Source organism: Sporosarcina thermotolerans (assembly GCF_042658975.1).
Lineage (GTDB): Bacteria > Bacillota > Bacilli > Bacillales_A > Planococcaceae > Sporosarcina > Sporosarcina thermotolerans.
In genome coordinates this window covers 77,701-98,723 of record NZ_JBHSRM010000012.1, presented here as the reverse complement: position 1 = coordinate 98,723, position 21,023 = coordinate 77,701, and the positions used below count along the sequence as shown (strand labels likewise).

At 39.3% G+C, this 21,023-nt stretch carries 23 protein-coding genes and 1 riboswitch; of the genes, 17 read left to right on the top strand and 6 right to left on the bottom strand.

Going from position 1 to position 21,023, the window contains the following annotated elements; all coding sequences use genetic code 11:
* Positions 1–3: 3 nt before the first annotated feature.
* The 10 genes from ACFPZG_RS07510 to corA all read left to right on the top strand — a co-directional run bounded on the left by ACFPZG_RS07510 (position 4) and on the right by corA (position 8,490).
* Positions 4–474: an NUDIX domain-containing protein gene (locus ACFPZG_RS07510; protein ID WP_283732565.1), complete on the top strand. Its 471-nt coding sequence runs from the start codon at positions 4–6 to the stop codon at positions 472–474.
* A gap of 195 nt (positions 475–669) precedes the next feature.
* Entirely contained in the window at positions 670–1,236 is a 567-nt protein-coding gene (locus ACFPZG_RS07505; protein ID WP_317940650.1) for an RNA polymerase sigma factor, read from the top strand.
* Positions 1,223–1,975, top strand: coding sequence for a hypothetical protein (locus ACFPZG_RS07500; protein ID WP_317940651.1), 753 nt, complete (start codon positions 1,223–1,225; stop codon positions 1,973–1,975). The genes ACFPZG_RS07505 and ACFPZG_RS07500 overlap by 14 nt, the downstream gene beginning before the upstream one ends.
* Before the next feature lies 1 nt (position 1,976).
* Positions 1,977–2,852, top strand: coding sequence for an ABC transporter ATP-binding protein (locus tag ACFPZG_RS07495; RefSeq protein ID WP_317940652.1), 876 nt, complete (start codon positions 1,977–1,979; stop codon positions 2,850–2,852).
* Positions 2,852–4,102 carry a hypothetical protein gene (locus tag ACFPZG_RS07490; protein ID WP_317940653.1) on the top strand — a complete coding sequence of 417 codons (1,251 nt, stop codon included), beginning with the start codon at positions 2,852–2,854 and terminating at the stop codon, positions 4,100–4,102. Before ACFPZG_RS07495 ends, ACFPZG_RS07490 begins: the two co-directional genes overlap by 1 nt.
* An 11-nt stretch (positions 4,103–4,113) precedes the next feature.
* Positions 4,114–5,244, top strand: coding sequence for a hypothetical protein (locus ACFPZG_RS07485; protein WP_283732559.1), 1,131 nt, complete (start codon positions 4,114–4,116; stop codon positions 5,242–5,244).
* A 266-nt stretch (positions 5,245–5,510) separates the two neighbouring features.
* Positions 5,511–5,969: a GNAT family N-acetyltransferase gene (locus ACFPZG_RS07480; protein ID WP_317940654.1), complete on the top strand. Its 459-nt coding sequence runs from the start codon at positions 5,511–5,513 to the stop codon at positions 5,967–5,969.
* A 1-nt stretch (position 5,970) separates the two neighbouring features.
* Positions 5,971–6,372, top strand: a complete 402-nt coding sequence (locus ACFPZG_RS07475; RefSeq protein ID WP_283732557.1) for a hypothetical protein — start codon at positions 5,971–5,973, stop codon at positions 6,370–6,372.
* A 320-nt stretch (positions 6,373–6,692) separates the two neighbouring features.
* Positions 6,693–7,424 (top strand): sulfite exporter TauE/SafE family protein, encoded by a 732-nt coding sequence (locus ACFPZG_RS07470; protein ID WP_317940693.1) that lies wholly within the window; start codon positions 6,693–6,695, stop codon positions 7,422–7,424.
* Between the two features lie 103 nt (positions 7,425–7,527).
* Positions 7,528–8,490, top strand: a complete 963-nt coding sequence (gene corA, locus ACFPZG_RS07465; protein ID WP_283732556.1) for a magnesium/cobalt transporter CorA — start codon at positions 7,528–7,530, stop codon at positions 8,488–8,490.
* 40 nt (positions 8,491–8,530) lie between these two features.
* Here the strand turns inward: corA and thpR are convergent, their stop codons facing one another.
* A complete protein-coding gene (gene thpR / locus ACFPZG_RS07460; RefSeq protein ID WP_283732555.1) occupies positions 8,531–9,073 on the bottom strand; it encodes an RNA 2',3'-cyclic phosphodiesterase in 543 nt (180 codons plus the stop codon).
* A 133-nt stretch (positions 9,074–9,206) separates the two neighbouring features.
* On the opposite strand from thpR, the gene ACFPZG_RS07455 reads away from it, so the two are divergent.
* Entirely contained in the window at positions 9,207–11,255 is a 2,049-nt protein-coding gene (locus ACFPZG_RS07455; protein ID WP_317940655.1) for a prolyl oligopeptidase family serine peptidase, read from the top strand.
* A gap of 53 nt (positions 11,256–11,308) precedes the next feature.
* Here the strand turns inward: ACFPZG_RS07455 and ACFPZG_RS07450 are convergent, their stop codons facing one another.
* Positions 11,309–12,292 carry a M23 family metallopeptidase gene (locus ACFPZG_RS07450; RefSeq protein WP_283732552.1) on the bottom strand — a complete coding sequence of 328 codons (984 nt, stop codon included), beginning with the start codon at positions 12,290–12,292 and terminating at the stop codon, positions 11,309–11,311.
* 142 nt (positions 12,293–12,434) lie between these two features.
* Between ACFPZG_RS07450 and ACFPZG_RS07445 the strand changes: the two genes are divergently transcribed.
* Positions 12,435–12,749 carry a thioredoxin family protein gene (locus tag ACFPZG_RS07445; protein WP_283732551.1) on the top strand — a complete coding sequence of 105 codons (315 nt, stop codon included), beginning with the start codon at positions 12,435–12,437 and terminating at the stop codon, positions 12,747–12,749.
* A 274-nt stretch (positions 12,750–13,023) separates the two neighbouring features.
* Here ACFPZG_RS07445 and ACFPZG_RS07440 read toward each other — a convergent pair whose 3' ends face one another.
* Positions 13,024–13,755, bottom strand: coding sequence for a glycerophosphodiester phosphodiesterase (locus ACFPZG_RS07440; RefSeq protein ID WP_317940656.1), 732 nt, complete (start codon positions 13,753–13,755; stop codon positions 13,024–13,026).
* Positions 13,756–13,815: 60 nt separating this feature from the next.
* On the bottom strand, positions 13,816–14,094 hold the full coding sequence (locus tag ACFPZG_RS07435; RefSeq protein WP_317940657.1) for an AbrB/MazE/SpoVT family DNA-binding domain-containing protein: 279 nt from the start codon (positions 14,092–14,094) through the stop codon (positions 13,816–13,818).
* Positions 14,095–14,290: 196 nt separating this feature from the next.
* Here ACFPZG_RS07435 and ACFPZG_RS07430 point away from each other — a divergent pair, with 196 nt between their 5' ends.
* The 3 genes from ACFPZG_RS07430 (at position 14,291) to ACFPZG_RS07420 (ending at position 17,089) form a co-directional block, all read left to right on the top strand.
* Positions 14,291–15,148: a YitT family protein gene (locus ACFPZG_RS07430; protein ID WP_283732549.1), complete on the top strand. Its 858-nt coding sequence runs from the start codon at positions 14,291–14,293 to the stop codon at positions 15,146–15,148.
* Between the two features lie 48 nt (positions 15,149–15,196).
* Positions 15,197–15,303, top strand: a riboswitch (SAM riboswitch).
* A gap of 74 nt (positions 15,304–15,377) precedes the next feature.
* Positions 15,378–16,286, top strand: coding sequence for a homoserine O-acetyltransferase MetA (gene metA / locus ACFPZG_RS07425; protein ID WP_283732548.1), 909 nt, complete (start codon positions 15,378–15,380; stop codon positions 16,284–16,286).
* Positions 16,287–16,387: 101 nt separating this feature from the next.
* A complete protein-coding gene (locus tag ACFPZG_RS07420) occupies positions 16,388–17,089 on the top strand; it encodes a YetF domain-containing protein (protein WP_283734680.1) in 702 nt (233 codons plus the stop codon).
* 84 nt (positions 17,090–17,173) lie between these two features.
* Here ACFPZG_RS07420 and ACFPZG_RS07415 read toward each other — a convergent pair whose 3' ends face one another.
* Positions 17,174–17,836: an HAD family hydrolase gene (locus ACFPZG_RS07415; protein ID WP_317940658.1), complete on the bottom strand. Its 663-nt coding sequence runs from the start codon at positions 17,834–17,836 to the stop codon at positions 17,174–17,176.
* Between the two features lie 105 nt (positions 17,837–17,941).
* Here ACFPZG_RS07415 and ACFPZG_RS07410 point away from each other — a divergent pair, with 105 nt between their 5' ends.
* Positions 17,942–18,835: an RluA family pseudouridine synthase gene (locus ACFPZG_RS07410; protein WP_317940659.1), complete on the top strand. Its 894-nt coding sequence runs from the start codon at positions 17,942–17,944 to the stop codon at positions 18,833–18,835.
* Positions 18,836–18,917: 82 nt separating this feature from the next.
* Here the strand turns inward: ACFPZG_RS07410 and ACFPZG_RS07405 are convergent, their stop codons facing one another.
* The gene (locus ACFPZG_RS07405; RefSeq protein ID WP_317940660.1) at positions 18,918–19,562 is read right to left on the bottom strand and encodes a spore coat protein; all 645 of its coding nucleotides are present in this window, start codon (positions 19,560–19,562) and stop codon (positions 18,918–18,920) included.
* 156 nt (positions 19,563–19,718) lie between these two features.
* Between ACFPZG_RS07405 and ACFPZG_RS07400 the strand changes: the two genes are divergently transcribed.
* Positions 19,719–20,999 carry a LysM peptidoglycan-binding domain-containing protein gene (locus ACFPZG_RS07400; RefSeq protein WP_283734679.1) on the top strand — a complete coding sequence of 427 codons (1,281 nt, stop codon included), beginning with the start codon at positions 19,719–19,721 and terminating at the stop codon, positions 20,997–20,999.
* The last annotated feature ends 24 nt before the right edge of the window (positions 21,000–21,023 follow it).

The window sequence follows — 21,023 nt, the reverse complement described above, 5'->3', positions numbered from 1 at the left end:
TAGTTGACGAATCCGTTCCATCATTTAGCAAGAGGGATTTTCATAAAAGATAATCAAGTTTTGCTTGCCCAAGCCATTGGAGAAAAAAACACATTTTTACCGGGCGGCCATATTGAATTTTGCGAAAGTGCAAAAGATGCACTGGCCAGGGAGGTTGAAGAAGAATTAGGAATAAGTTGCACAGTGGGTAATTTCCTTGGTTTAGTAGAACATAAGTGGGAGAAAAAAGGCATTTTGAATTGCGAAGTAAATCAGGTGTTTGAGGTTACAAGCAAAAGTCTAACAGCAGGTATTAACCCGCAATCAAGTGAACCACATCTCCAGTTTTTCTGGTGTAAGGAAGAGGATCTGGATAATTGTAACCTACAACCCTATCCTTTTAGACAACTTATACAAAAGTATATGAACGGAAAAAAGAACATCTGGTGGGAAAGTACACTAAATTATGAAATTGAAGACTCGAATAGAAGTTAGAGTATTGGGTGCTTCATCTAAGAAAAATAGTAAATGGGAAAACGCATGGATTTATATAAATCCATGCGTTTTTAATATGCCTAACCTATAGTAGAACGACAGCCTATGAAATAATTTTCAAGTCCCTCAAACTTTTTCAATATGAATCTCGAATATACTTATAGGCAATGATATCGGAAAGCATGTGATGAATGAATGGATAACGACCTACGCTGGATCAAACAGATAAAAAAGAATGCAAGTGAGTCTGCGGCAAATAATCTTGTCTCGAAATATTACAAGGAAATGTATGCTTTTCATTATAAGCAGACACTCGACGCAGACCTGTCGTTGGATGTAACTCAAGAGCTATTCATAGCTATTTTGCAATCCATCCATGCGTACGACCCGAAAAAAGCATCTTTTCGGACATGGCTATACAGGATTGCCTCAAACCGTATTGTCGATTATTTCCGCTCTAAGCATTATCGGTATGCACAATTTACACAGCCAATCGAGGACATCCATCAGGAAGTTGAAGATGATTACAATTTGGAGATCGAGCTTGAGCATAAAGAACAATTTGAACTTGTTAATTCAGTGGTGAATCGGCTTGACGCATATTCTCAGCAAATCATCCGATTGAAGCTATTTGGCGATTATACATTGAAAGAGATTGCGTCCATTGAAGCAATCCCTTTATCTACAGTCAAAACAAGATACTACGCAGCATTGAAGTGGATCCGTAAAGAAATGGAGGTGGAGAACATTGAAGAAAGATAAATTCAATATCCCAATGCCAGACGACAGCACTATTGACAAGCAAATCAGTCAAATTGTTACCCACGGGTTAGTGAAAAAGGAAAGATTCACTTCCTATTTGCGTTCTATGGTTCACCAAGTCGGATGGCGGCATCTGTTTTCGGACCGATTGGAGCTAAGCTTCATTGTAATGATTGCAATCGGATTATACAGCCTATTTCTCATTGTGCCGATTCATGGTGACTTGCTAAATCTGTATGCCTATATCTTCCTGTTTTCACCGATTTTGTTCCTTGTCTTTTCGATCTATACGTATATGAATAAAATACAAAATGCCACCTATGACGTAGAAATGGCGTGTAAATACAATGTCTATCAGGTAATTGCCTTCCGGATGCTTGCATTTAGTATTTCAACAATGTTCCTGAATACGTTGGCGATAGCATTCATTGCCATGAAATATGAAGAAATATATTTTGTTCGTGCGTTTATGATTTCCGGTACATCTCTATTTCTGTTCTCGATCATTCTTTTGATTGCTCTTATGAACCGAAGGACAAAAGGAATTGTCATAGTGACGATTACAGTATGGCTGATAGGAAACAACATCTTAAGATCAGTAAATAACGAGTTTTACAACGGCATGCTCCTCCATTTGCCGGTATTCATTTATGCAGTTGTTCTTCTTAGTTTTCTGATCATGTATATGAATTACTTAAAAAAGTTAGTCAGTTTCAAACAGACGGAAGGGGTATTTTAATATGTTAGTCGTGAAAGATGTAGGCAAACGCTACGGGGATTTCACCGCGTTGCAGCAAATCAATTTGGAATTCAACACGGGTCTTTATGGATTGCTTGCTCCGAATGGCGCGGGGAAAACAACGCTGATCAAAATGTTGGCGACCTTGATTACGCCGAGCGAAGGTGAAATCCAATTTAAAGGGAAAAACATTATAGATATGGATGAGCAGTATCGTGAGCTGTTAGGTTTTTTGCCACAGCAATTCGGTTATTACAAAAACTATTCGCCTAAGCAATATATGTTGTATTTGGCAGCGTTAAAAGGGATCGGAAAAAAAGAGGCACTCCAAAAAATCGATGAATTACTGGAAAAAGTAGCTTTAGGTGATGTAGTGAATAAAAAAATGAAGAAATTTTCTGGTGGAATGATCCAGCGAGTTGGCATTGCACAAGCATTGCTGAACGACCCGAAAATTCTCATTCTGGATGAGCCGACAGCCGGCCTTGATCCGAAAGAAAGGGCGCGATTCCGTCACATACTCACTGAACTCGCCCGCGATAGGCTCGTTATTATTTCAACCCATATCGTATCGGATATTGAATCAATTGCGAATGAAATCATTATGATCAAAAAAAAGCAGCTGCTTTATAAGGATTCGGTTGAGCAAATTTGTGCTACGTTGAACGGAAATGTGTTCGAAACAACCGTCGACTTTGAACTGTTGGAAGCTTTCCGGAAGAAATATGTTCTTCTTTCTGAAAAGCAGGAGTATGGCAAGATGATTGTTCGTTTCATCCATAAAAGCGTGCCGGAAGCAGAATGGAAGCAAGTAGTGCCGCAGTTGGAGGATGTATTCCTTTACGAATACCGCGATGAAATCGAAGGGGAAGTATGATGCGTATTATCTTCCATGAATGTAAGAAAGTATTGACATCGCCTATCTTGATTTCACTGATCATCGTTTTTTCTGCTTTTAATATATTTGTCATCGTCAGTTCATCCGACCATAAGGAAGAATTAAAGATAATTAATGAAATTATCGAGACGTACGGATTGGATATAACAGATGAATCTTTAGACGAATTCAAGAGTGATGTACAAATCGACGTAGCTGAATTAAATAGGATGACAGCGTCCGAATTTACAAGCGTCTATGAATTTCTTGACGGATTGCGCTATGAGGATCAAGAGAAATATAACGATGAACAATGGGAGTTCATTCACCGGCTGCAACTTAAAGAAATGTATTTGAACATGGCGAAGTCAATTGATGAAAGTTATAAAAAAATTGACATACAGAAAATGGCTGAAGTGGAAATTGAGAAATACGGTCTTAGTGGCAAAGCTGCCGAAACATTTCTGAATGAAAACGAGAAGTTCTCTGAACGATTCGAGGAAATGGTTAATAAAGGGGAACAAAAGCGGTGGTTTTTCGCTGGGAAAGCATATTTCATGCATACCTTTCTCTTCAAGACGGTCTTCCTGCAAATCATTATCGAATCTCTTCTATTGATCGTCTTGACGACAGCATTGATTACGACGTATGAGTTTGAAAACAGGACTCATCTACTTACATACTCCACAAAACGCGGCAGAAAACTGATGAAGAACAAGCTTCTGTCATCTTTAGCAATGGCGACAACTATTGTGTTCTTACTATTCGCGATAACACTCGGAACGTTTTTCGCTGTTTTTGATTACTCGCATGTCTGGGGAACATCCATTAGCAGCGCATTCAACTGGGAATATAATTTCCCGTATGTCGCTTGGTGGGATATATCTGTAGGAGCCTTTCTAATAGGGGTAATTGCACTTGTTTTTGTAACTCTATTGCTATTTTCGGGTTTGACATTTGCATTATCCGTCACGGTGAAAAACAGTTATATCACTTTCTTTCTCATGGCAGCACTATTCGTCCTTATTTGGCTATTACCAGGCTTTATGCCAAAGTCTTCAATTCTGTTATTCGTCTCTGCGTATACATTACCGACATTGATCCTAACTGTCACATCCTCGTTCATGGGAAGCAGCGGATTGATCCTATTCGAAAACTTTGAATGGATTACAATCAGCTTTTGGACGGTAATCACGCTTGCAGTTTGTTTCTGGTCGTATAAACGTTTCCTTAAAATCGATATACAGTGAGGGGGGTAACAATGAGGGTTTTATGGAATGAAATAAAGAAAATTTTCACGTGGAAGACAATGTTATTATTGTTATTGATCAATAGCTTACTTTATTTCTTTATGATTGAATTTGATATTAAATATTTCCCCAATGGCAGTGAGGTTTATTCGTATAACATCGGAGTTGGAATGGTAGAGAAATACGGTGCTACTATGGATGATGACGAGTTTAGTGACTTCGAAAAAGTATACGAGGAAACAGTGGAAGAAACAAATCGGTATTTGCAGTCCAGGGAGGATTTCGTAGCAGAGGGTTTAGATACAGTTGAAAAATTCCATGCATACGATTGGTGGAATCCATCCCAAGAAGCACGCGATCTTCGAGATGACGTTTTTTTCGGAAATAAAACTGATCTCTTTTGGGATTTGCAAGAGCGTGAAAGGCTAATTGAGTTTTATAACTTCAGAAAAACTATTCCTGAAGTACTTACTGATAACCAGAGAGACCGTTTAATCGAATTAATTGCAGAAGAAAAATTCGGAGTATACACGGAAATAGTTATCCAAAACTTTAAAACGTTTATTACACATGTCGGGGTCGCTATTTTGTTCAGTGTTGTGTTAGTTATTTCGCCAACAATTTTGAAGGACCGTTCAAGAGGTATTCTTACGTTGCAGTACACGTCGAAAAAGGGAAGGAATCTTTTCAAGACGAAACTCTTGGCAGGATACATCTCAACATTCACTATTATTACTGGATTGTTGACCGTCTATTTAGGTTTGTATTCATTGAATAATACGTCCATGTTTTTTAAAGTCCGTGTTAACACCTTTATTGGGAATGAATCTTGGTACGACCCCACGTTCTTCCAATTCATCATGCTATGTGTCGCCGCAATTTACTTAATCGGATTCATTTTCGTAACCCTATCTATGAGCTTCTCAAACGTAGTACCAAACATGGTGTCCTTAATTGGCATCCAAATTCCTTTCATAGTCGGATTTCTCATCATTGGCCTGAATCGATTATTACCGAATATGATTCTTATCTGGAGTCCGAAATGGCTACCCCCTCTATCTTACGGCAGCATGATTATTGTAAGCTCAATCATTATTTATTGTCTTGTAAAGCGTGAGAAAAAGATGGATGTTTTGATGTGAAAATAGAGGGGACTTCCATTAAAGAACCAAGGTTTTAATCAATAAACAATTATAAGTACATGAGGTAAATCAATATGACGGGTGAAAGATAGCAAAACGCTATTTTTCACCCGTCTTTTACATTAAAGTTCTCATTCATCACTGAGGAGTTCTCTTTCCTGTCCAAAGAGTTCTCATTCTCTCTTGCAAGTCAAAGATATATGAATATTAGAATATGAATTAATAGTATTTGTAGTATAATCAGATTAAGGGGGGAGAGGTAAGATATGCCACAGATCCACCATTATTGGGGAATGCCTGATAAACATGTTTTGCACGGGATTTTACAATTACATAATGAAGTTTTCGACAATGCCGATGAGTTACTTGAGAAAGCTGTGAAACGACAGAAAATCCTATTCGTAGCCGCAACTAAAGAAAATCGGCTAATTGGTTATAAAATCGGCTATGAGCTTTCCGCCGACCGATATTATAGTTGGTACGGTGCTGTTCAAGAAGATTACAGGGGACAAGGAATTGGCTCCATGCTTATGGATTTCCAACATCGTATTGTTAAAGAAGCGGGATATAAAGAGATTGAAACAAAGACGAGAAACATGTGGCGGAATATGTTGATATTGAATATTAAACATGGGTTCGATATAACAGAAACTTTTTATGATAATGAAGGAATTCATCGAATATCATTGATGAAAAGCTTAATAGATAATAAGGAAGTGACCTGAATTGAATTTGAAAAAAGCATTAGTTGGAATTTTTATATTGATGTTGATATTGAGTGGTTGTGGTAAAGGATACTGGGTAATGAAGAAAGCGAAATTGGATGAAGAGACTGGGGTCAGAGCATATGTCAATTATCTGCAAAATGAAAAGCCGGATAGGAGAGGCTTTAAAGTCATTGACATTTCAGAAGGGTTAAAAATGGTGGTAGTGTCCACAGGAACAACTAAACGTGAGTTAGAAGCAGTAAGTGTCGAATACTTGGAAAATCAAACTGTCGTCACAGTGAAAGAATTTGATGCGGAAAGTGACGAATTAAATCCTTACATCCTTATTGGACTTAAAAAACCCGTGAGTAAATTTAAGGTGGTCAATGAAGATGGAGAAGAGTATGAAATTGGATTTTAATTTTGCCTATCCCGTAAAGTTGCCTGTACTTCCCATAGAATGGCGAAGATTTCTCATAGAACGGCTGGGACTTCCCATAGAATGGCGAAGAGTTCCCATAGAACGGCTGGGACTTCCCGTAGAATGGCGAAGAGTTCCCATAGAACCGGCGGAACTTCCCATAGCTCTATCTAAAATCCCACCAATCAAGGAGGACCGCTCTCGCCGGTCCTCCTTCGCTTCTGTCGATAAGTAAAACCTATAAGTAGTTATAATAACTATCGAATTTTCTTATCACCCTCGAAGGAGTATACTTGAGTTATCAACAGGGGGTGATTGTTTTGGAGTATTTCTTCATGTTTTTTATTGGGGCTATTGCAACAACACTTGGAACATTAGCGGGAGGCGGGGGATTAATAAGTCTTCCAGCAATGTTGCTTTTGGGGGTACCAATTCATTCAGCAATCGGAGCGAATAAAGTTTCAAATACAGTAAGTTCTTTTTCAAGTTTTCTATTCCTTTTGAAACACAAACAAATCTCTTTACGTGAATCATTTTGGATCATTCCTGTTAGCTTGATCGGCGGCGTAAGTGGGGGATACATTGCAACAATGCTTTCCGAAGATCGCTTATATATATTTGCGATCATTCTCCTTTCTTTTGCATTTATCACTTCCTTCATTGGAAAAGGGGATTTTGGTGGACAGGAAAAATTGAAAGTCTCGAAAATTAGTATTCCAGGGTTATACGGAATCGGAATCTATGATGGACTATTCGGACCGGGACAAGGAACGTTGATGCTTTACTTATTCGGGCATTTGAAAGTTGCTTATATCCGTGCAGTCGCCTATGTCCGTCTCGCAACATTTTCCAGCTGCTTCGGGGCGGCTATCACCTATATTCTTGCTGGGAAAATCATCTGGCCGTTAACGCTTATGCTAATGTTGGGGTCGATTACTGGGGCGCAAACCGGAGTTCGGATTGCTGAAAAATTGAAACCGAAATTTGTGAAGCCGTTATTACGAGTTGTTACGGTAGCTTTGATCATCCAGATTGTTATCGATAATATATGAGTTGTAAAAAATGCCTCGGGGGATCGGTTAGGTCCTTCGAGGCTTTATTTATGCTTAAAAGGGGAACACTTATTAATGAACGCTCCGAAATGTAGGTGAAAAAATGCTGCGGACAATCGGAATGACAACTGAAGATGAAATGATTTTCGATTTTAGACTTGAGGAGATCAAGTCACTTTCACTTGAATGGTATTGGGTGGATTTTGACCGACCTTCAGAAGAGGAAAGTGAACTTTTGCTGAGCTATTTCGACTTCCATCCTTTAGCCATCGAAGATTGCTTGGGCCGACTGCAAAGGCCGAAAATGGATTATTATGATGGATACACATTCTTCGTGCTGCATTCAATTTGTAGTAATGACCTTGAGGCCGAAGAGCTTAATATGTTCCTTGGGGAAAATTTCATCGTAACATTTCATAGGGGAAGGCTTCAGGAAATGGATAAGGCCCGTGAATTGATTATGAAACAATCGAAAACATGGGATCAGGGACATAAATTTGTTACCTATCAAATCATCGATAAAGTGGTCGACCAGTATTTTCCGATTCTTTATAATATCGAGGATCATTTGGACGAAATTGAAGAAGAACTTTCACCAAGGACGGTTCATCTATCTATGGATTATGTGTTTGAAGTGCGCAGTGATTTACTACGTTTACGAAGAACGATTTTTCCAATGAGGGAATTGCTATACAGAATGCTAAATTCGGGACGGCTACATTTTAGCCAACAGGAACAGGCCTATTTTTCCGATGTCTATGATCATTTGATCCGACTTGGAGAAATGATCGACTCCAACCGTGAGCTGACAGCGGACATCCGGGATAGTCAATTGTCCATTAATTCAAATCGCATGAACAGTATCATGACAACATTGACAATTATCTCTTCAATTTTTATCCCGTTGACATTCATCGTAGGCGTCTACGGGATGAACTTTGACCGCATGCCAGAATTACATTGGCAGCATGGTTATCTGATCGTCATTATAGTCATGGCTTTGATAGCACTCTCCATGATTTTTTGGTTCAAAAAGAAAGGTTGGTTCGGTATTGATAAAACCTAATAAAGAAAACAGCGGCCCCCAGTATTGGGGGCGGCTGTTTTCATTTGAATGAAAAATGTTCAATGATCTCGTATTTTGGTGTTTTCGAAGGATGAATGGTGAAAAGTGAAAATCCATCCACATTAAATTCAATGGAGTTATATGATTCCTTAGGAATGGTAAAATCGCTTGTAAGTTTTCGTTTTTTCGCAATTGTAATATGTGGTGTAAAGCGTTTATCACTTTCAATGCCAAGGTCTTTTCTTCCAATCGCAGCGATTGACTCCTGTAATGCTTCAAGTTCGGAAGAAGGTTCTACAGACAAATAGACGACTCTTGGACCTTTTGGAGATCCAAAATACGAAAGTCCACTTACTGATAAATTGAATTTCGTATGCTGGCTTGCCACAGTGGTAAGTCCATGTACCAAATCTGCGATTCTTTCCTCAGACAATGCACCGATGAACAGTAAGGTGATATGTAAGTCATCTGTATGCGGAATCGCCTTGTACATAGTGGAAAGATTGTATTTCTCCCTGAAAAAACGGACTGTATCTTCAATAGAAGATGGGGTTTTAATCCCGATAAAGTAATGGTTATTCATAAATGTTCTCCTTATAAGTTTCTTTCCCCTTATTGTATCCCAACAAGTTAAAATTTTTACTTGATTAACTGGTGCCTCTTTTCAGAAGAATGTGGTAATATATATTGGAAGTTCTTTTAAAGGGGGAGAAAGAATGGTAGTTTTTACAAAAAAAGAAGTTGTTATTGATAATTTCCATGGAACTGATATTGCCGATCCATACCGGTGGTTGGAAGATTCAAAAAATCCGGAAGTGCAGCAATGGGTGGATTTACAAAATGAGAAGACACAGGCATTCCTAGCTACTTTCCCAAATAGGGATAAAGTAAAGGCGAAATTGACGGAAACATGGAATTTTCCAAAGTACACAGTTCCTCGTAAAGAAGGGGATTATTATTACTTCCATAAAAATGACGGTTTGCAAAATCAGGCAGTATTTTATCGAGCTAAGGACCTTAATTCTGATCAGTTAGATGTAATTCTCGATCCGAACACGATGAATGAGGAAGGAACTGCGGCGATTACGAATTTATCATTTACGAAAAACGGTAAACGTTTGGCGTATGGTATTTCGTTGAATGGAAGTGACTGGCAAGAAATTAAAGTGCGAAATTTGGAGACAGGCGAAGATGATTCTGACCTAATCCAATTTTGCAAGTTCAGTAATATTGCGTGGAATGAGGAAGGAACAGGATTTTACTACAATCGTTTTCCAGACCCATCCACTGTTCCCGCAGATGAGCAAAGCTTTAACAATAAAGTGTACTGGCATGAATTAGGTACAACTCAAGACGAGGATGTTTTGATATACGAGGATCCGGAAAATAAGGAGTTCTCATTCAACCCGATCTTTTCGGATGATTATCGCTACTTGCTTTTAAATGTTTGGAAGGGCACAGAAAATAAAAGCCGAATTTATTATAAAGATCTTGAAAATGGTGGGGAATTTATTCATTTGTTTGGCAAGGGCGATGGGCAGTATTCTTTTATTGGCAATGAAGGTCGCACATTCTATTTCATTACAAATGTTGATGCACCTAAAGAAAAGATTATTGCAGTCGATTTGGACAACCCTGCGAAAGAAAATTGGGTGGATGTCATCCCGGAAAGTGAAGATGTCCTATCGTTCGGAAAAATCATCAATCAACAATTCGTCGTTTCATATCTACATAATGCACATGATGAATTGAAGATTTACGGTATGGATGGCAAACATGTAAAGGACATTCCATTGTCGGGATTCAACTCGTTGACTGGATTGACAGGAAAGAAAGATGACGAAACGATGTTCATTGGGTATACGTCCTACCTTGCGCCAAATTCGATCGGAAGCTATGACTTCAACTCAGGAGAGCTTGTTCAGGTCTTCCAACAGAATAATAAGTTTGATACCGAAGGATTTGAAACAACTCAAGTCTTTTATCCATCCAAGGACGGAACGAAGATTCCGATGTACTTGACTCATAAGAAAGGCCTAAAACTGAATAGTGAAAATCCAGTTTTACTATATGGATATGGCGGTTTCAATGTAAGTCTAACTCCTGCCTTTTCTCCGGCTGTTCGGATGTGTATTGAAGAGGGTGGAGTTTATGCAGTTGCCAACCTAAGGGGTGGAGGCGAATTCGGAGAAGAATGGTATAAGGCAGGAACGTTGGAGCGGAAACAAAATGTATTCGATGATTTCGCTGCAGCGGCAGAATGGCTTATTGAACAGAAATACACAAAAACGAGCAAACTTGCAATAATGGGGGGAAGTAACGGTGGGCTGCTTGTCGCGACATCCATCACACAACGTCCAGACCTATTCGGAGCGGCAATATGCCAAGTTCCAGTAACAGATATGCTTCGCTATCATAAATTTACGGTTGGTCGCTATTGGGTGACGGATTATGGCAATGCGGAAAAGAATGCTGAGGACTTTGAATTTATGATAAAGTATTCACCGCTGCATAATGTCAAGGAAGGCGTCGAATATCCACCGACTCTAATCACAACTGCGGATACAGATGACCGTGTTGTACCGGCTCATGCAAAGAAATTTGCTGCTACATTACAGGCGGGACATGAAGGGGAAAACCCGATCTTGCTTCGAGTGGAAAAAAATGCGGGCCACGGACTCGGAAAGCCAACCGCCAAAATAATTGAAGAACTAACAGATATCTATTCATTCCTATTTAAAACATTAGGAGTGGAAATTAATTAAAATGGGACAGGTGACGATAAACATGTTGTTTGTCGTCACCTGTTTTAAGTGTTTTACCTCTTTTGCCGCTCCCAATTCATTAGAGCAGGATACGGATCGAATGCCCATTCAGTTTTACCATTATATTTATACACACCATAATGAAGATGTGGTGGGAATTTTCCGGATGTCCCTTCTTTTCCATAGCCTGAGCTTCCAACTGTTCCAAGAAGTGTTCCTGGCTTAACAACATCGCCTTCCTTGATACCTTTATCAAAGTAAGCCAAATGTGCGAAATAATGATACGTATTATGATTATCACGAATTCCAACACGCCAGCCGCCATATTCATTCCATCCCATCACTTCAATGACGCCATATGAAGTAGCCACAACTGGCACACCATAACCCGCAAAAATATCAGTTCCTTCGTGAATCCTACGTCCGCCCCATCCCCTACTCGAACCCCATGTGCCCCGATACGAATAGTCGTATCCTTTCGGAATAGGGAAAACATGTTCATCCAATTCAATCGTCTCAAAGTGCTTATAAAGTTTGGCGATGGTTGCAATCTGATTGACTGTCTGTTCCCGTTTGTAATAATGCCATAACGCTGCCTTAAAATCTTCTTCGGCTGGCCCGTATAAGGATAAATGTGCACTCATTGTCATTAAAATATCCCCAACATCATTCAAGTCAGCAATCCCGTCGCCATTTCCGTCCAACCCACTTCCTCCGAAAAATGCAATTGAATTAGGTTCAGTGTCAGTTGGATCTGGATTCAATAAACCTGACCAATCGTGTGACGGAAAAATAATGGAAATAGGACCATCCGGTTTAGGTAAATCAGTACGTACTTGTCGGATATTCCGCTCGTACTGATCGATAGCAGCCAAATGATACCAAGGTACAAGCTCGTTTGAATACCGTAAATAATGACCCATCCTCTCGGCTTCAATATTTACTTCCGGTTGACTTTCAGAGGCTAACGATAAATGGAAAGGCAAAATAAAGCACATCAATAAACAAAATGAAACAATTTTAAAATGGATACGCAAGGGGAAACCTCCTTTGTATGATTATAGAATTCCCCGATCTTTATTTTTCATGAATATATTGTCGAAATGTCAGTCTTTTTCGTAGGATGGATTTGTTTTTTAGTGCTATACTCAAGTTGATTAAAAAAGGGGGTATTTTCAAATGGAAAAACTTCAGTCAGTTGAACAATTTGAGGAATTAAAAGTTAGGGAACGTACGATGTTTATGTTTTCAGCGGATTGGTGTCCGGATTGTAGGGTGATTGAGCCGATTTTGCCTGGTCTTGAGGCGGATTATCCGGAATATGAGTTTGTTTATGTGGATCGTGATGAGTTTATTGATGTTTGTCAGCAGTTGGATGTTTTTGGGATACCAAGTTTTATTGCGTTTCACGAAGGGAAAGAAGTGGGGCGTTTTGTAAGTAAGGACCGGAAGACTCGCGAGGAAATTGAAGAGTTTATTAATGGATTGGCTTAAGAAATAAGTAATTGGCACGGATTTCCGCTACAGGCGGACGCTTTCCGTGGGGCGCGGGTGAGCCAATCGAACCACGAAGAGTTCGATTTGCCGTATTTCTGTGCCTTTTGCAGAAATTAAGGCATCCGTTTCGGCATTCCTGCTCGTAACGCTTCGCTTTTACTCGCAAAAGCCGTTCTTCGTTACGGCTTTTCCTGCGGGGTCTCACCATTCGCGCTTAACCCCACAGGAGTCGCCGCCTTCCGCTTCAATCCAATAAATTTCTTCTATTTTGTTATTGATTATTAAGGAGAGAAGCCATTTTTTCTGGGAAGTCGGTGAAGATTGCTTGGACGCCGGCTTGTTTTAATGTTTTGGCTTGCTCGGGTTCATTAACTGTAAATGCTCGTACAGGCACTTCTGCTTCATAAATTTCTTTTAATGACGGTCGAACTGCAGTGGGGAAGAATACATGAAGTGCATTCGTAGGTAAACTTCGAATGTAATCCAATGGATGGACAAGCACTTCCATGAACAAGGCAGCGGTCTCGATTTGTGGAGCTAATTTCTTCACTAATTGGATGGCGCTGTGATCGAAAGAGGAAAGAATAACACATTCTTCCATTTGCTTTTTCGATATCATGGCAAGTACCTTTTCGACCATCCCGTTGTAGGGAAACACATCAGATTTTAACTCGATATTTAGTATGAGTTCAGTTGGTTGGAATATATCAAGGACTTCAGAAAGGGTTGGAATCGTCTCTCCTCTAAATTCAGGTGAAAACCATCCGCCGTAATCGAATTGCTTCAAATCCTCCAGAGTCATATCTTTTATAAAACCCATTCCATTGGATGTTCTATCGATGGTTTCATCATGGATAACGACAAGTTCTCCATCCGATGACATATGGACATCGAATTCTACACCGAAAATGGGAAGGCGAGCCGCTTCCTTGAATGAGCTTACTGTGTTTTCGGGGAATGATCCTGACGCGCCCCTGTGTGCAAAAATATCCAAATTACTCACCTTTCTTTTGTTTAATCCTAAAAGAAAGGGCTACGGAGAAAAAATCCGTTGCCCATGTTGTTATTCCCAAGTTTTATAATCTTCAATTTCCTTTTTTAGAAGTTCTGCTCCTCTAGGGCTGATATACATTCCATTAGAAAGCTTTTTATTTTGAAGTGATATTTCTCCAGTTATGACGCATGCTTCGTCAACAACATATTTTCGCAAGATGATTTTGTCATTGTCAACAAAGATCTCCAAAGGTACCCCTTGATCTAATCCCAAACTTCTCCTTAGTTCCTTCGGGATAACAATCCGACCAAGGTGATCGACTTTCCGTACAATTCCCAGACTTTGCATTTTTCTCCTCCCTAACATTGGAATATTTAGTATATTGGTACTTATATCATATCAGATAATAATAGAAAATACAAAAATATGAATATATTATCCAATAGATATAACTATGCCCTTTTTACAAGCTTTAAAACTATTCTAAACAAGTTTATCTGTTAAAATAGTTAAGGCTTTTATAAGAGGGGGGAATTGAATACACATGTCTTTTATCCATAAAAAGTCGGTTGTTTTTGACTATGTCCAAATCATATTCGGCTCCGCATTGGTTGCCCTTGCTTTTAATATATTTTTATTGCCTTCCAGAATTGCAGCGGGAGGAATTTCTGGTGTAAGTACGATTCTTTACGAGTTATTTGGGTATAATCCCGCGATTGTTCAATGGTTAATTAATATTCCGTTGATTGTATTAGGACTAATTATTGCTGGAAAAGAGTTTAGTGCAAAAACGATTGTTGGTACATTTTGTGTTCCTCTTGTCATTTATTTGACGGCGGGTCTCGAGGTTCCTATTGATAATCCGTTGTTGAGCTCTATTTATGGTGGAATTGTTCTTGGGATTGGCCTTGGAATTGTTTATCGTGGAAACGGATCGACTGGTGGTACAGCGTTAATCGCTCAATTATTAAAGAAATATACGGGTATATCGAGTGGCTTCTCGCAATTGATTGTGGATGGTGTGGTTGTGGTTACGTCCGCATTTGTCTTCAATTTTGAACTTGCGTTATATGCGCTAATGTCGATTTATGTAACGAGTAAAGTAATAGACTTTGTTCAATTGCAAACATCGCCAACGAAGTTAGTGCTTATTATTACGGAGAATGAGGAGAAAATCCAATCGATTATTAAGAATGAGATTGACCGTGGTTTAACTAAGGTGAAGTCGACTGGTGGTTTTTCGAATGATGAAAAGACGATGATTTTTTGTGTTGTGGAGCAATCAGAGGCAGTTTATTTGAAAAAGGTATTACAAGCAGCAGAGCCTTCATCTTTTGTCATTTTCCTTAACGCTTCGGAAATATTAGGACTGGGATTCTCAAAGTCGAAGATTCATCAATAAAGGTATACAATTTTAAAAAGAATGATATAATAGTTCACAATTGAATAATTCTTATCAAGAGAAGCTGAGGGATTTGGCCCGATGACGCTTCAGCAACCTCTGCAATTGCAGGAAGGTGCTACCTCCAACAAGATGTAAATCTTGAAAGATAAGAACGAAGAAAATTTCGATGTATCCTCGTTCCTATCCTTGGGAACGGGGATTTTTTAAATTTTAAGGGGGAATCCTAATGCCAATTAATATACCAGAACATTTACCTGCGCGGGAAGTTTTGAAAGAGGAAAAGATTTTTGTAATGGATGAGGGTCGGGCATCAAGTCAAGATATTAGGCCGTTGAATATTCTTATTTTAAATTTAATGCCTGAGAAGGAAAAAACGGAGCTTCAATTACTTCGTTTGCTTGGCAATACACCGTTACAAGTGAATATAACCTTTTTGAACACAGCTTCGTATGAATCTAAAAACGTTAGTAAAAATCACTTGGATTCATTTTACACGACATTTGAATATGTGAAAAATCGTCGTTTTGATGGGCTGATTATTACAGGTGCGCCGATTGAACATCTTGAGTTTGAAGATGTCCTCTATTGGGATGAGTTAAAAGAGATTATGGATTGGTCTAAGACGAACGTTACTTCCGTTTTACATATTTGTTGGGGTGCTCAGGCTGCATTATATCACCATTTTGGGCTAAATAAATTTAAGTTGTCGAAGAAGCTATCCGGTGTGTTCCAACATACATTAACAGATCCAACAATTCGATTGGTTAGAGGCTTCAATGATGTTTTCGAAGCACCTCATTCCCGTTACACTTCCGTTTCAATTGACGAGATTGAGCAAAATGACGATTTGAAGTTATTGGCGGTATCCGATGATGCAGGTGCGTTTATTATCCTATCCAAGGATGAAAAACATATTATGATTACTGGGCATTTGGAATATGATGCTTGTACACTTGGGGAAGAATATGAACGTGATTTAAAAAAGGGGATCGATATTGAAATGCCACAAAATTATTTTCCAAATAACGACACAACCAAGCAACCACTAAATACATGGCGGTCCCATACACATTTGTTATTCTCGAATTGGCTAAACTACTACGTTTACCAAGAAACCCCTTACGAGTGGGAGTAAAATCCAATACTGTAATAGTTGGCTAATTTTTGTTTTCTCCGTATATTGTCCGTGTTCAGTTACACACTACCTTCTAATGGAGGTGTGTGGAATTGCATGACATGATTGAAAAAATCGATTTCTGGGAAATGATACTTAGAACTACACTGTCATTCATAATTCTTATGATAGTTGCAAGGGCGATGGGAAAAAAACAGATTTCACAACTTACATTTTTCCATTATGTCACGGGAATTACAATAGGTTCAATTGCAGCGGAAATTGCAGGGCAAACAGAAACCCCATTTGTAAGTGGTGCGATTGCATTAGTTTGGTGGGGTGTACTAGTAATTTTAGTGAATTTCTTAACTGTGAAATCGAAGAAAGCAAGGGTTCTTTTCGATGACTCACCGACGATTATTATCCATAGAGGTAAAATTAGTGAAAAAGGCATGAAAAAGTCGCGACTCACTTTGAATGATTTAAATATGATGCTACGTGAGCAAAGTATATTTGCAGTTGCGGATGTGAATTATGCAATCCTTGAGACGAATGGTCAATTAAGTGTCATGAAGAAGGCGAACAAGGAGTCTGCAACACGCCAAGATGTAAAAGCTCCAGGTAAAGATCCTAAATTTATTCCTACAGAAATTATATCTGATGGGAAATTGATAAAGGAAAATCTGACGGAACTTAACTTGACCGAGGAATGGGTATACGAACAGCTGAAGAAGAATGGAATTAATAAAGTGGAGCATGTCTATTATGCTGAGATCCTTGAAAACGGGACCCTCCATATCGATCAGCGTACGGAGGATAAATGATTTATTAATATAAGCCTGTTTTCAATATAAAAAGGCCCGGAATGATTATTTTTCTCATTTCGGGCCTTTTCATTTGTATATTAGTTAAAGGATTGCCCAGTCCCTTTCAATTGCAACCCGTTCAAGCCTTTCTTCAGGCTTTACTGCCACTGGTTTACCGACAAGTTCAAGGACAGGTAAATCGGACAAACTATCACCGTAAGCGAAGCTATTTGCCCAGTCAATCTCATTCCCGGCAAGCGATTCCATGATCTTTTCGTTTTTTCGTTTACCTTGTATATGATAAATGGAAATATCTTTATTAAAAGTTCCATCTTTGGTGAAAGGGATATCCGTTCCTATAATTGTATCAAAGCCCAACCCTTTTGTAACCGCATGCAGTAAGGAAGTATAGGCTCCTGAAACAAGCATGACATGGACGCCTTCATCTTTATGTTGCTTCAGACGGTTAATGACGTCTACGTTAAAACCTTCACGCATGCTATCTTTCATTTCTAAAAAATAGTCGTCCAACTCTTTTTTTGATAAAGTATGTAAAGCACCGGCATATATTTGCATGGAACGTTCCTTCATCGTTGGTTCTGGAACAATTTTTAATTTATACCCTATGTATAAAGGTAGGATCTTGCGGAAAAAAGGCTTATATTTTGGACCATGTACCGGGTGGTCCTTCAAATGGTCCATTAATAATTGGAATGTTTCTTTTGAATACAAAGTACCATCGAAATCGAATATTGCTATACGCATGAAATTCCCCCTTTAGTTTAGAGCTTGTATAAGATAATACAGTGTTTGTTTTCAGAGTACAAATTATGGATAATGAAGAAGTAGAGAGAGGAGAATGGCAGGAATATGAATCACAAGAAAACGCGGGAAGGGTCCTACCTTTTTCAGGTGGCTGAAGAAGCGGAACTTTTACCTTTTTTACTCGAAAATATGAAAAAGAATAGCCGTAACTCCATTAAGTCCATGTTGACAAGGGGACAAGTATCGGTAAATGGCCAAACTGTAACGAAACATAATTATAAATTAGTTGCGGGACAGAAGGTCGAAATTCTTAATAATAAATCGGCCCGGAATGAAAGCTCACTGACGGGACTTTCAATCATCTATGAGGACGAATCGATTATTGTTATTGACAAGGAAGCCGGCCTCTTATCGATGGCTGCGAAAGATAAAAATGAAAAAACAGCATTCAGTGAAGTTTCATCTTATGTAAAGAAGCAAAATCCCGGGCAACGAATTTTCATTGTCCATCGATTGGATAGGGATACATCCGGTGTACTTCTATTCGCGAAAAGTGAAATGGTGAAAATGCAATTGCAAGACAACTGGGATGAATTTGTGAAGGAGAGAATTTATACTACGTTAGTCCAAGGAAATGTTAAGAAAGAAAAAGATACGATCAAGTCTTGGTTGAAGGAGACAAGGACGTATAAGGTCTATTCTAATCCGACAGATAATGGGGGTCAGCTTGCCATTACCCATTACCGTAAAATCCGATCGAATCGCCAATATTCATTGTTGGAAGTTCGTTTGGAAACCGGTCGGAAAAATCAAATACGTGTTCATATGGAGGAAATTGGCCATCCGGTTGTGGGCGATAAAAAATATGGTTCAACCGTTAATCCTATAAAGCGCCTTGGACTTCATGCCACTGCGTTAACGATTGTACATCCGATATCGAAAGAGATCATGAAATTCGAATCGGAAATTCCTTCTTCGATCCTTAATAAATCATTGTAATGAAAGCCGCCACGACAACTATATCGTGGCGGCTTTTACTTTCATCCACTGTCGAGGCAAAACCGTTGCACTACGCTTTAGTTTACTGTAGTTGTTGGTTCGGCGGCAAAGCTGGTTGCCCTTGAGCGGATGCGTATGAATTTACGAGTTGCTGCATGTCTTGTTGAGCAAGTTGTGGTACTTGGTAATAATGATGCTTGTTCTGATAGAGGGCAAGCTCGTAAGCCATTTCAATGCAATTCGGTATAGAATCTTGTAGAACGCGTCTTACGACAGGGTTGCAAGTCTCAAGTGCTGCCGCAGTTTTCCCAGTTGCATTTGCTTTTGCACTACCAAGAAGAAAGCCTGAAATCATTTCATCCGTTATTTCATTCGAATTTTGCATTGGCTTTTTCGGTTGTGATTGTTTCATCCCATAAATGAAATCGTTGCTTTGTTTCATTTTATAGCTTCCTGTCGGATGGGAAGGGTCCTGTCCTGTTTTAAAGCACTCAACGGTAATATTATATTCATCCATTGCAAACCGATATTGCCTATCCAGAATGTCCAATAACTCGGGGTCTTTTACATGAGGTCGTAAAATCATCGCCTGATTCAACCCTGCGATTGCGCTTGAAAGGACTTCATGGACGTCGAATAATTCATGGCCACCATGATTCATAGTCGGGGGAACGGATCCAGTGTGCATATTTTGGTGCATTTCGCCGCCAAGTTGATTTTGTGTCAATTAATTTCCTCCTTTTGTTGGTGATATCAATCGAAGGTAGTATGGCTTTGACAGAGTTGTGTATGCGTGAAAAAAATTAAAATCACGCATAAACATAAGCCTTAAAAAATAACATGGGAGAAAGGACATTTTGTCAACGAAAGGCAGAGGATGAATTTGCAAATCCATGTTGTGCAACAAGGACAAAGTTTATATGGAATCGGTCAGGTATATGGAATACCCTATGAGGAAATTGCAAAGGCGAACGAACTAACTGACCCTTCTCGGCTTGCGGTTGGTCAAGCATTGGTCATTCCGATTACGGGAAGTTATCATTGGGTTCAATCGGGTCAAACGCTTTATACCATTTCACATTTGTATGGAACGACTGTAGAAGAACTTGCAAGAATTAACGGAATTTCGCCGAATAGCGTTTTATATGTAGGACAAAGACTGTATATTCCGCAGAGAAGAAAGACGATAGCTGAGGTCTTCCTCTATGTCGAGCCAAGGGAAGCGACACTTACGTCGACTGTCGCCGAAGTAAGAAGAAGGGTTAGGGATCTAACCTATTTAGCGATGTTCAGTTACGAAGCACAACGGGATGGATCATTAAAAGCTCCACCTATTGACAATATGCCAGAAATCGCCGCACAAGCAGGCGTACTGAATGCAATGGTTGTCACTAACTTGGAAGAATTTAAATTCAGTCCGGAGTTGGCGCATGTCCTATTAACAGACCAACAAGTTCAAAATCGTCTATTTGAAAATATCGTCCAAACTGCAAAAAGATTGGGTTTTAGCGACATCCACTTCGACTTTGAATTTATAAGACCATCAGACAGGGAATTATATAATCAATTCATGCGCAATGCCCGTGCCCGCTTTCATGCTGTCGGTCTAACGTTATCTGTAGCATTGCCACCAAAAATGACGGATGCCAGAAGTGGCATGTATGGGGGAATCGATTTTAAATCTCTCGGTGAAATAGTCGATTTCGTCACGCTAATGACGTATGAATGGGGATATTCGTATAGTGACCCACAAGCTGTCAGTCCGATCAATCAGGTTCGACGGGTTGTGGAATTTGCTGTTAGTCAAATACCAAGCGGAAAAATCTTCCTTGGGCAGAATTTGTATGGGTACGATTGGACCTATCCATATCCACCAAAAACCGGGGTAGCTGCAAAAGCGCTTAGTCCTCAACAGGCGGTAAATTTAGCGATTAGCAGAAATGCTGAGATCCAATACGATACGACTGCGCAGGCACCATTCTTCCTATATTGGGTTGACGGTGTGCGTCACGATGTTTGGTTTGAAGATGCACGAAGCATTCAAGCAAAGTTCAACTTGATAAAGGAATTTAATTTAAGGGGAATCATGTACTGGAAGTTAGGGTTAGCGTTCCCTCAAAATTGGTTGTTACTCACGGATAACTTTATTATTAGAAAGCGATGATAAAACGAACCATATGTGCATCGT

Excerpts from the sequence above, each read along its gene's own strand:
- ACFPZG_RS07430 (WP_283732549.1), top strand. The coding sequence starts at position 14,291 with ATGTCTTTTATCCATAAAAAGTCGGTTGTTTTTGACTATGTCCAAATC.
- ACFPZG_RS07485 (WP_283732559.1), top strand. The coding sequence starts at position 4,114 with ATGAGGGTTTTATGGAATGAAATAAAGAAAATTTTCACGTGGAAGACA.
- thpR (WP_283732555.1), bottom strand. The coding sequence starts at position 9,073 with ATGAATAACCATTACTTTATCGGGATTAAAACCCCATCTTCTATTGAA.
- ACFPZG_RS07455 (WP_317940655.1), top strand. The coding sequence starts at position 9,207 with ATGGTAGTTTTTACAAAAAAAGAAGTTGTTATTGATAATTTCCATGGA.
- ACFPZG_RS07435 (WP_317940657.1), bottom strand. The coding sequence starts at position 14,094 with ATGCAAAGTCTGGGAATTGTACGGAAAGTCGATCACCTTGGTCGGATT.
- ACFPZG_RS07490 (WP_317940653.1), top strand. The coding sequence starts at position 2,852 with ATGCGTATTATCTTCCATGAATGTAAGAAAGTATTGACATCGCCTATC.
- ACFPZG_RS07505 (WP_317940650.1), top strand. The coding sequence starts at position 670 with ATGGATAACGACCTACGCTGGATCAAACAGATAAAAAAGAATGCAAGT.
- ACFPZG_RS07495 (WP_317940652.1), top strand. The coding sequence starts at position 1,977 with ATGTTAGTCGTGAAAGATGTAGGCAAACGCTACGGGGATTTCACCGCG.
- ACFPZG_RS07420 (WP_283734680.1), top strand. The coding sequence starts at position 16,388 with ATGATTGAAAAAATCGATTTCTGGGAAATGATACTTAGAACTACACTG.
- metA (WP_283732548.1), top strand. The coding sequence starts at position 15,378 with ATGCCAATTAATATACCAGAACATTTACCTGCGCGGGAAGTTTTGAAA.
- ACFPZG_RS07445 (WP_283732551.1), top strand. The coding sequence starts at position 12,435 with ATGGAAAAACTTCAGTCAGTTGAACAATTTGAGGAATTAAAAGTTAGG.
- ACFPZG_RS07415 (WP_317940658.1), bottom strand. The coding sequence starts at position 17,836 with ATGCGTATAGCAATATTCGATTTCGATGGTACTTTGTATTCAAAAGAA.
- ACFPZG_RS07410 (WP_317940659.1), top strand. The coding sequence starts at position 17,942 with ATGAATCACAAGAAAACGCGGGAAGGGTCCTACCTTTTTCAGGTGGCT.
- ACFPZG_RS07480 (WP_317940654.1), top strand. The coding sequence starts at position 5,511 with ATGCCACAGATCCACCATTATTGGGGAATGCCTGATAAACATGTTTTG.
- corA (WP_283732556.1), top strand. The coding sequence starts at position 7,528 with ATGCTGCGGACAATCGGAATGACAACTGAAGATGAAATGATTTTCGAT.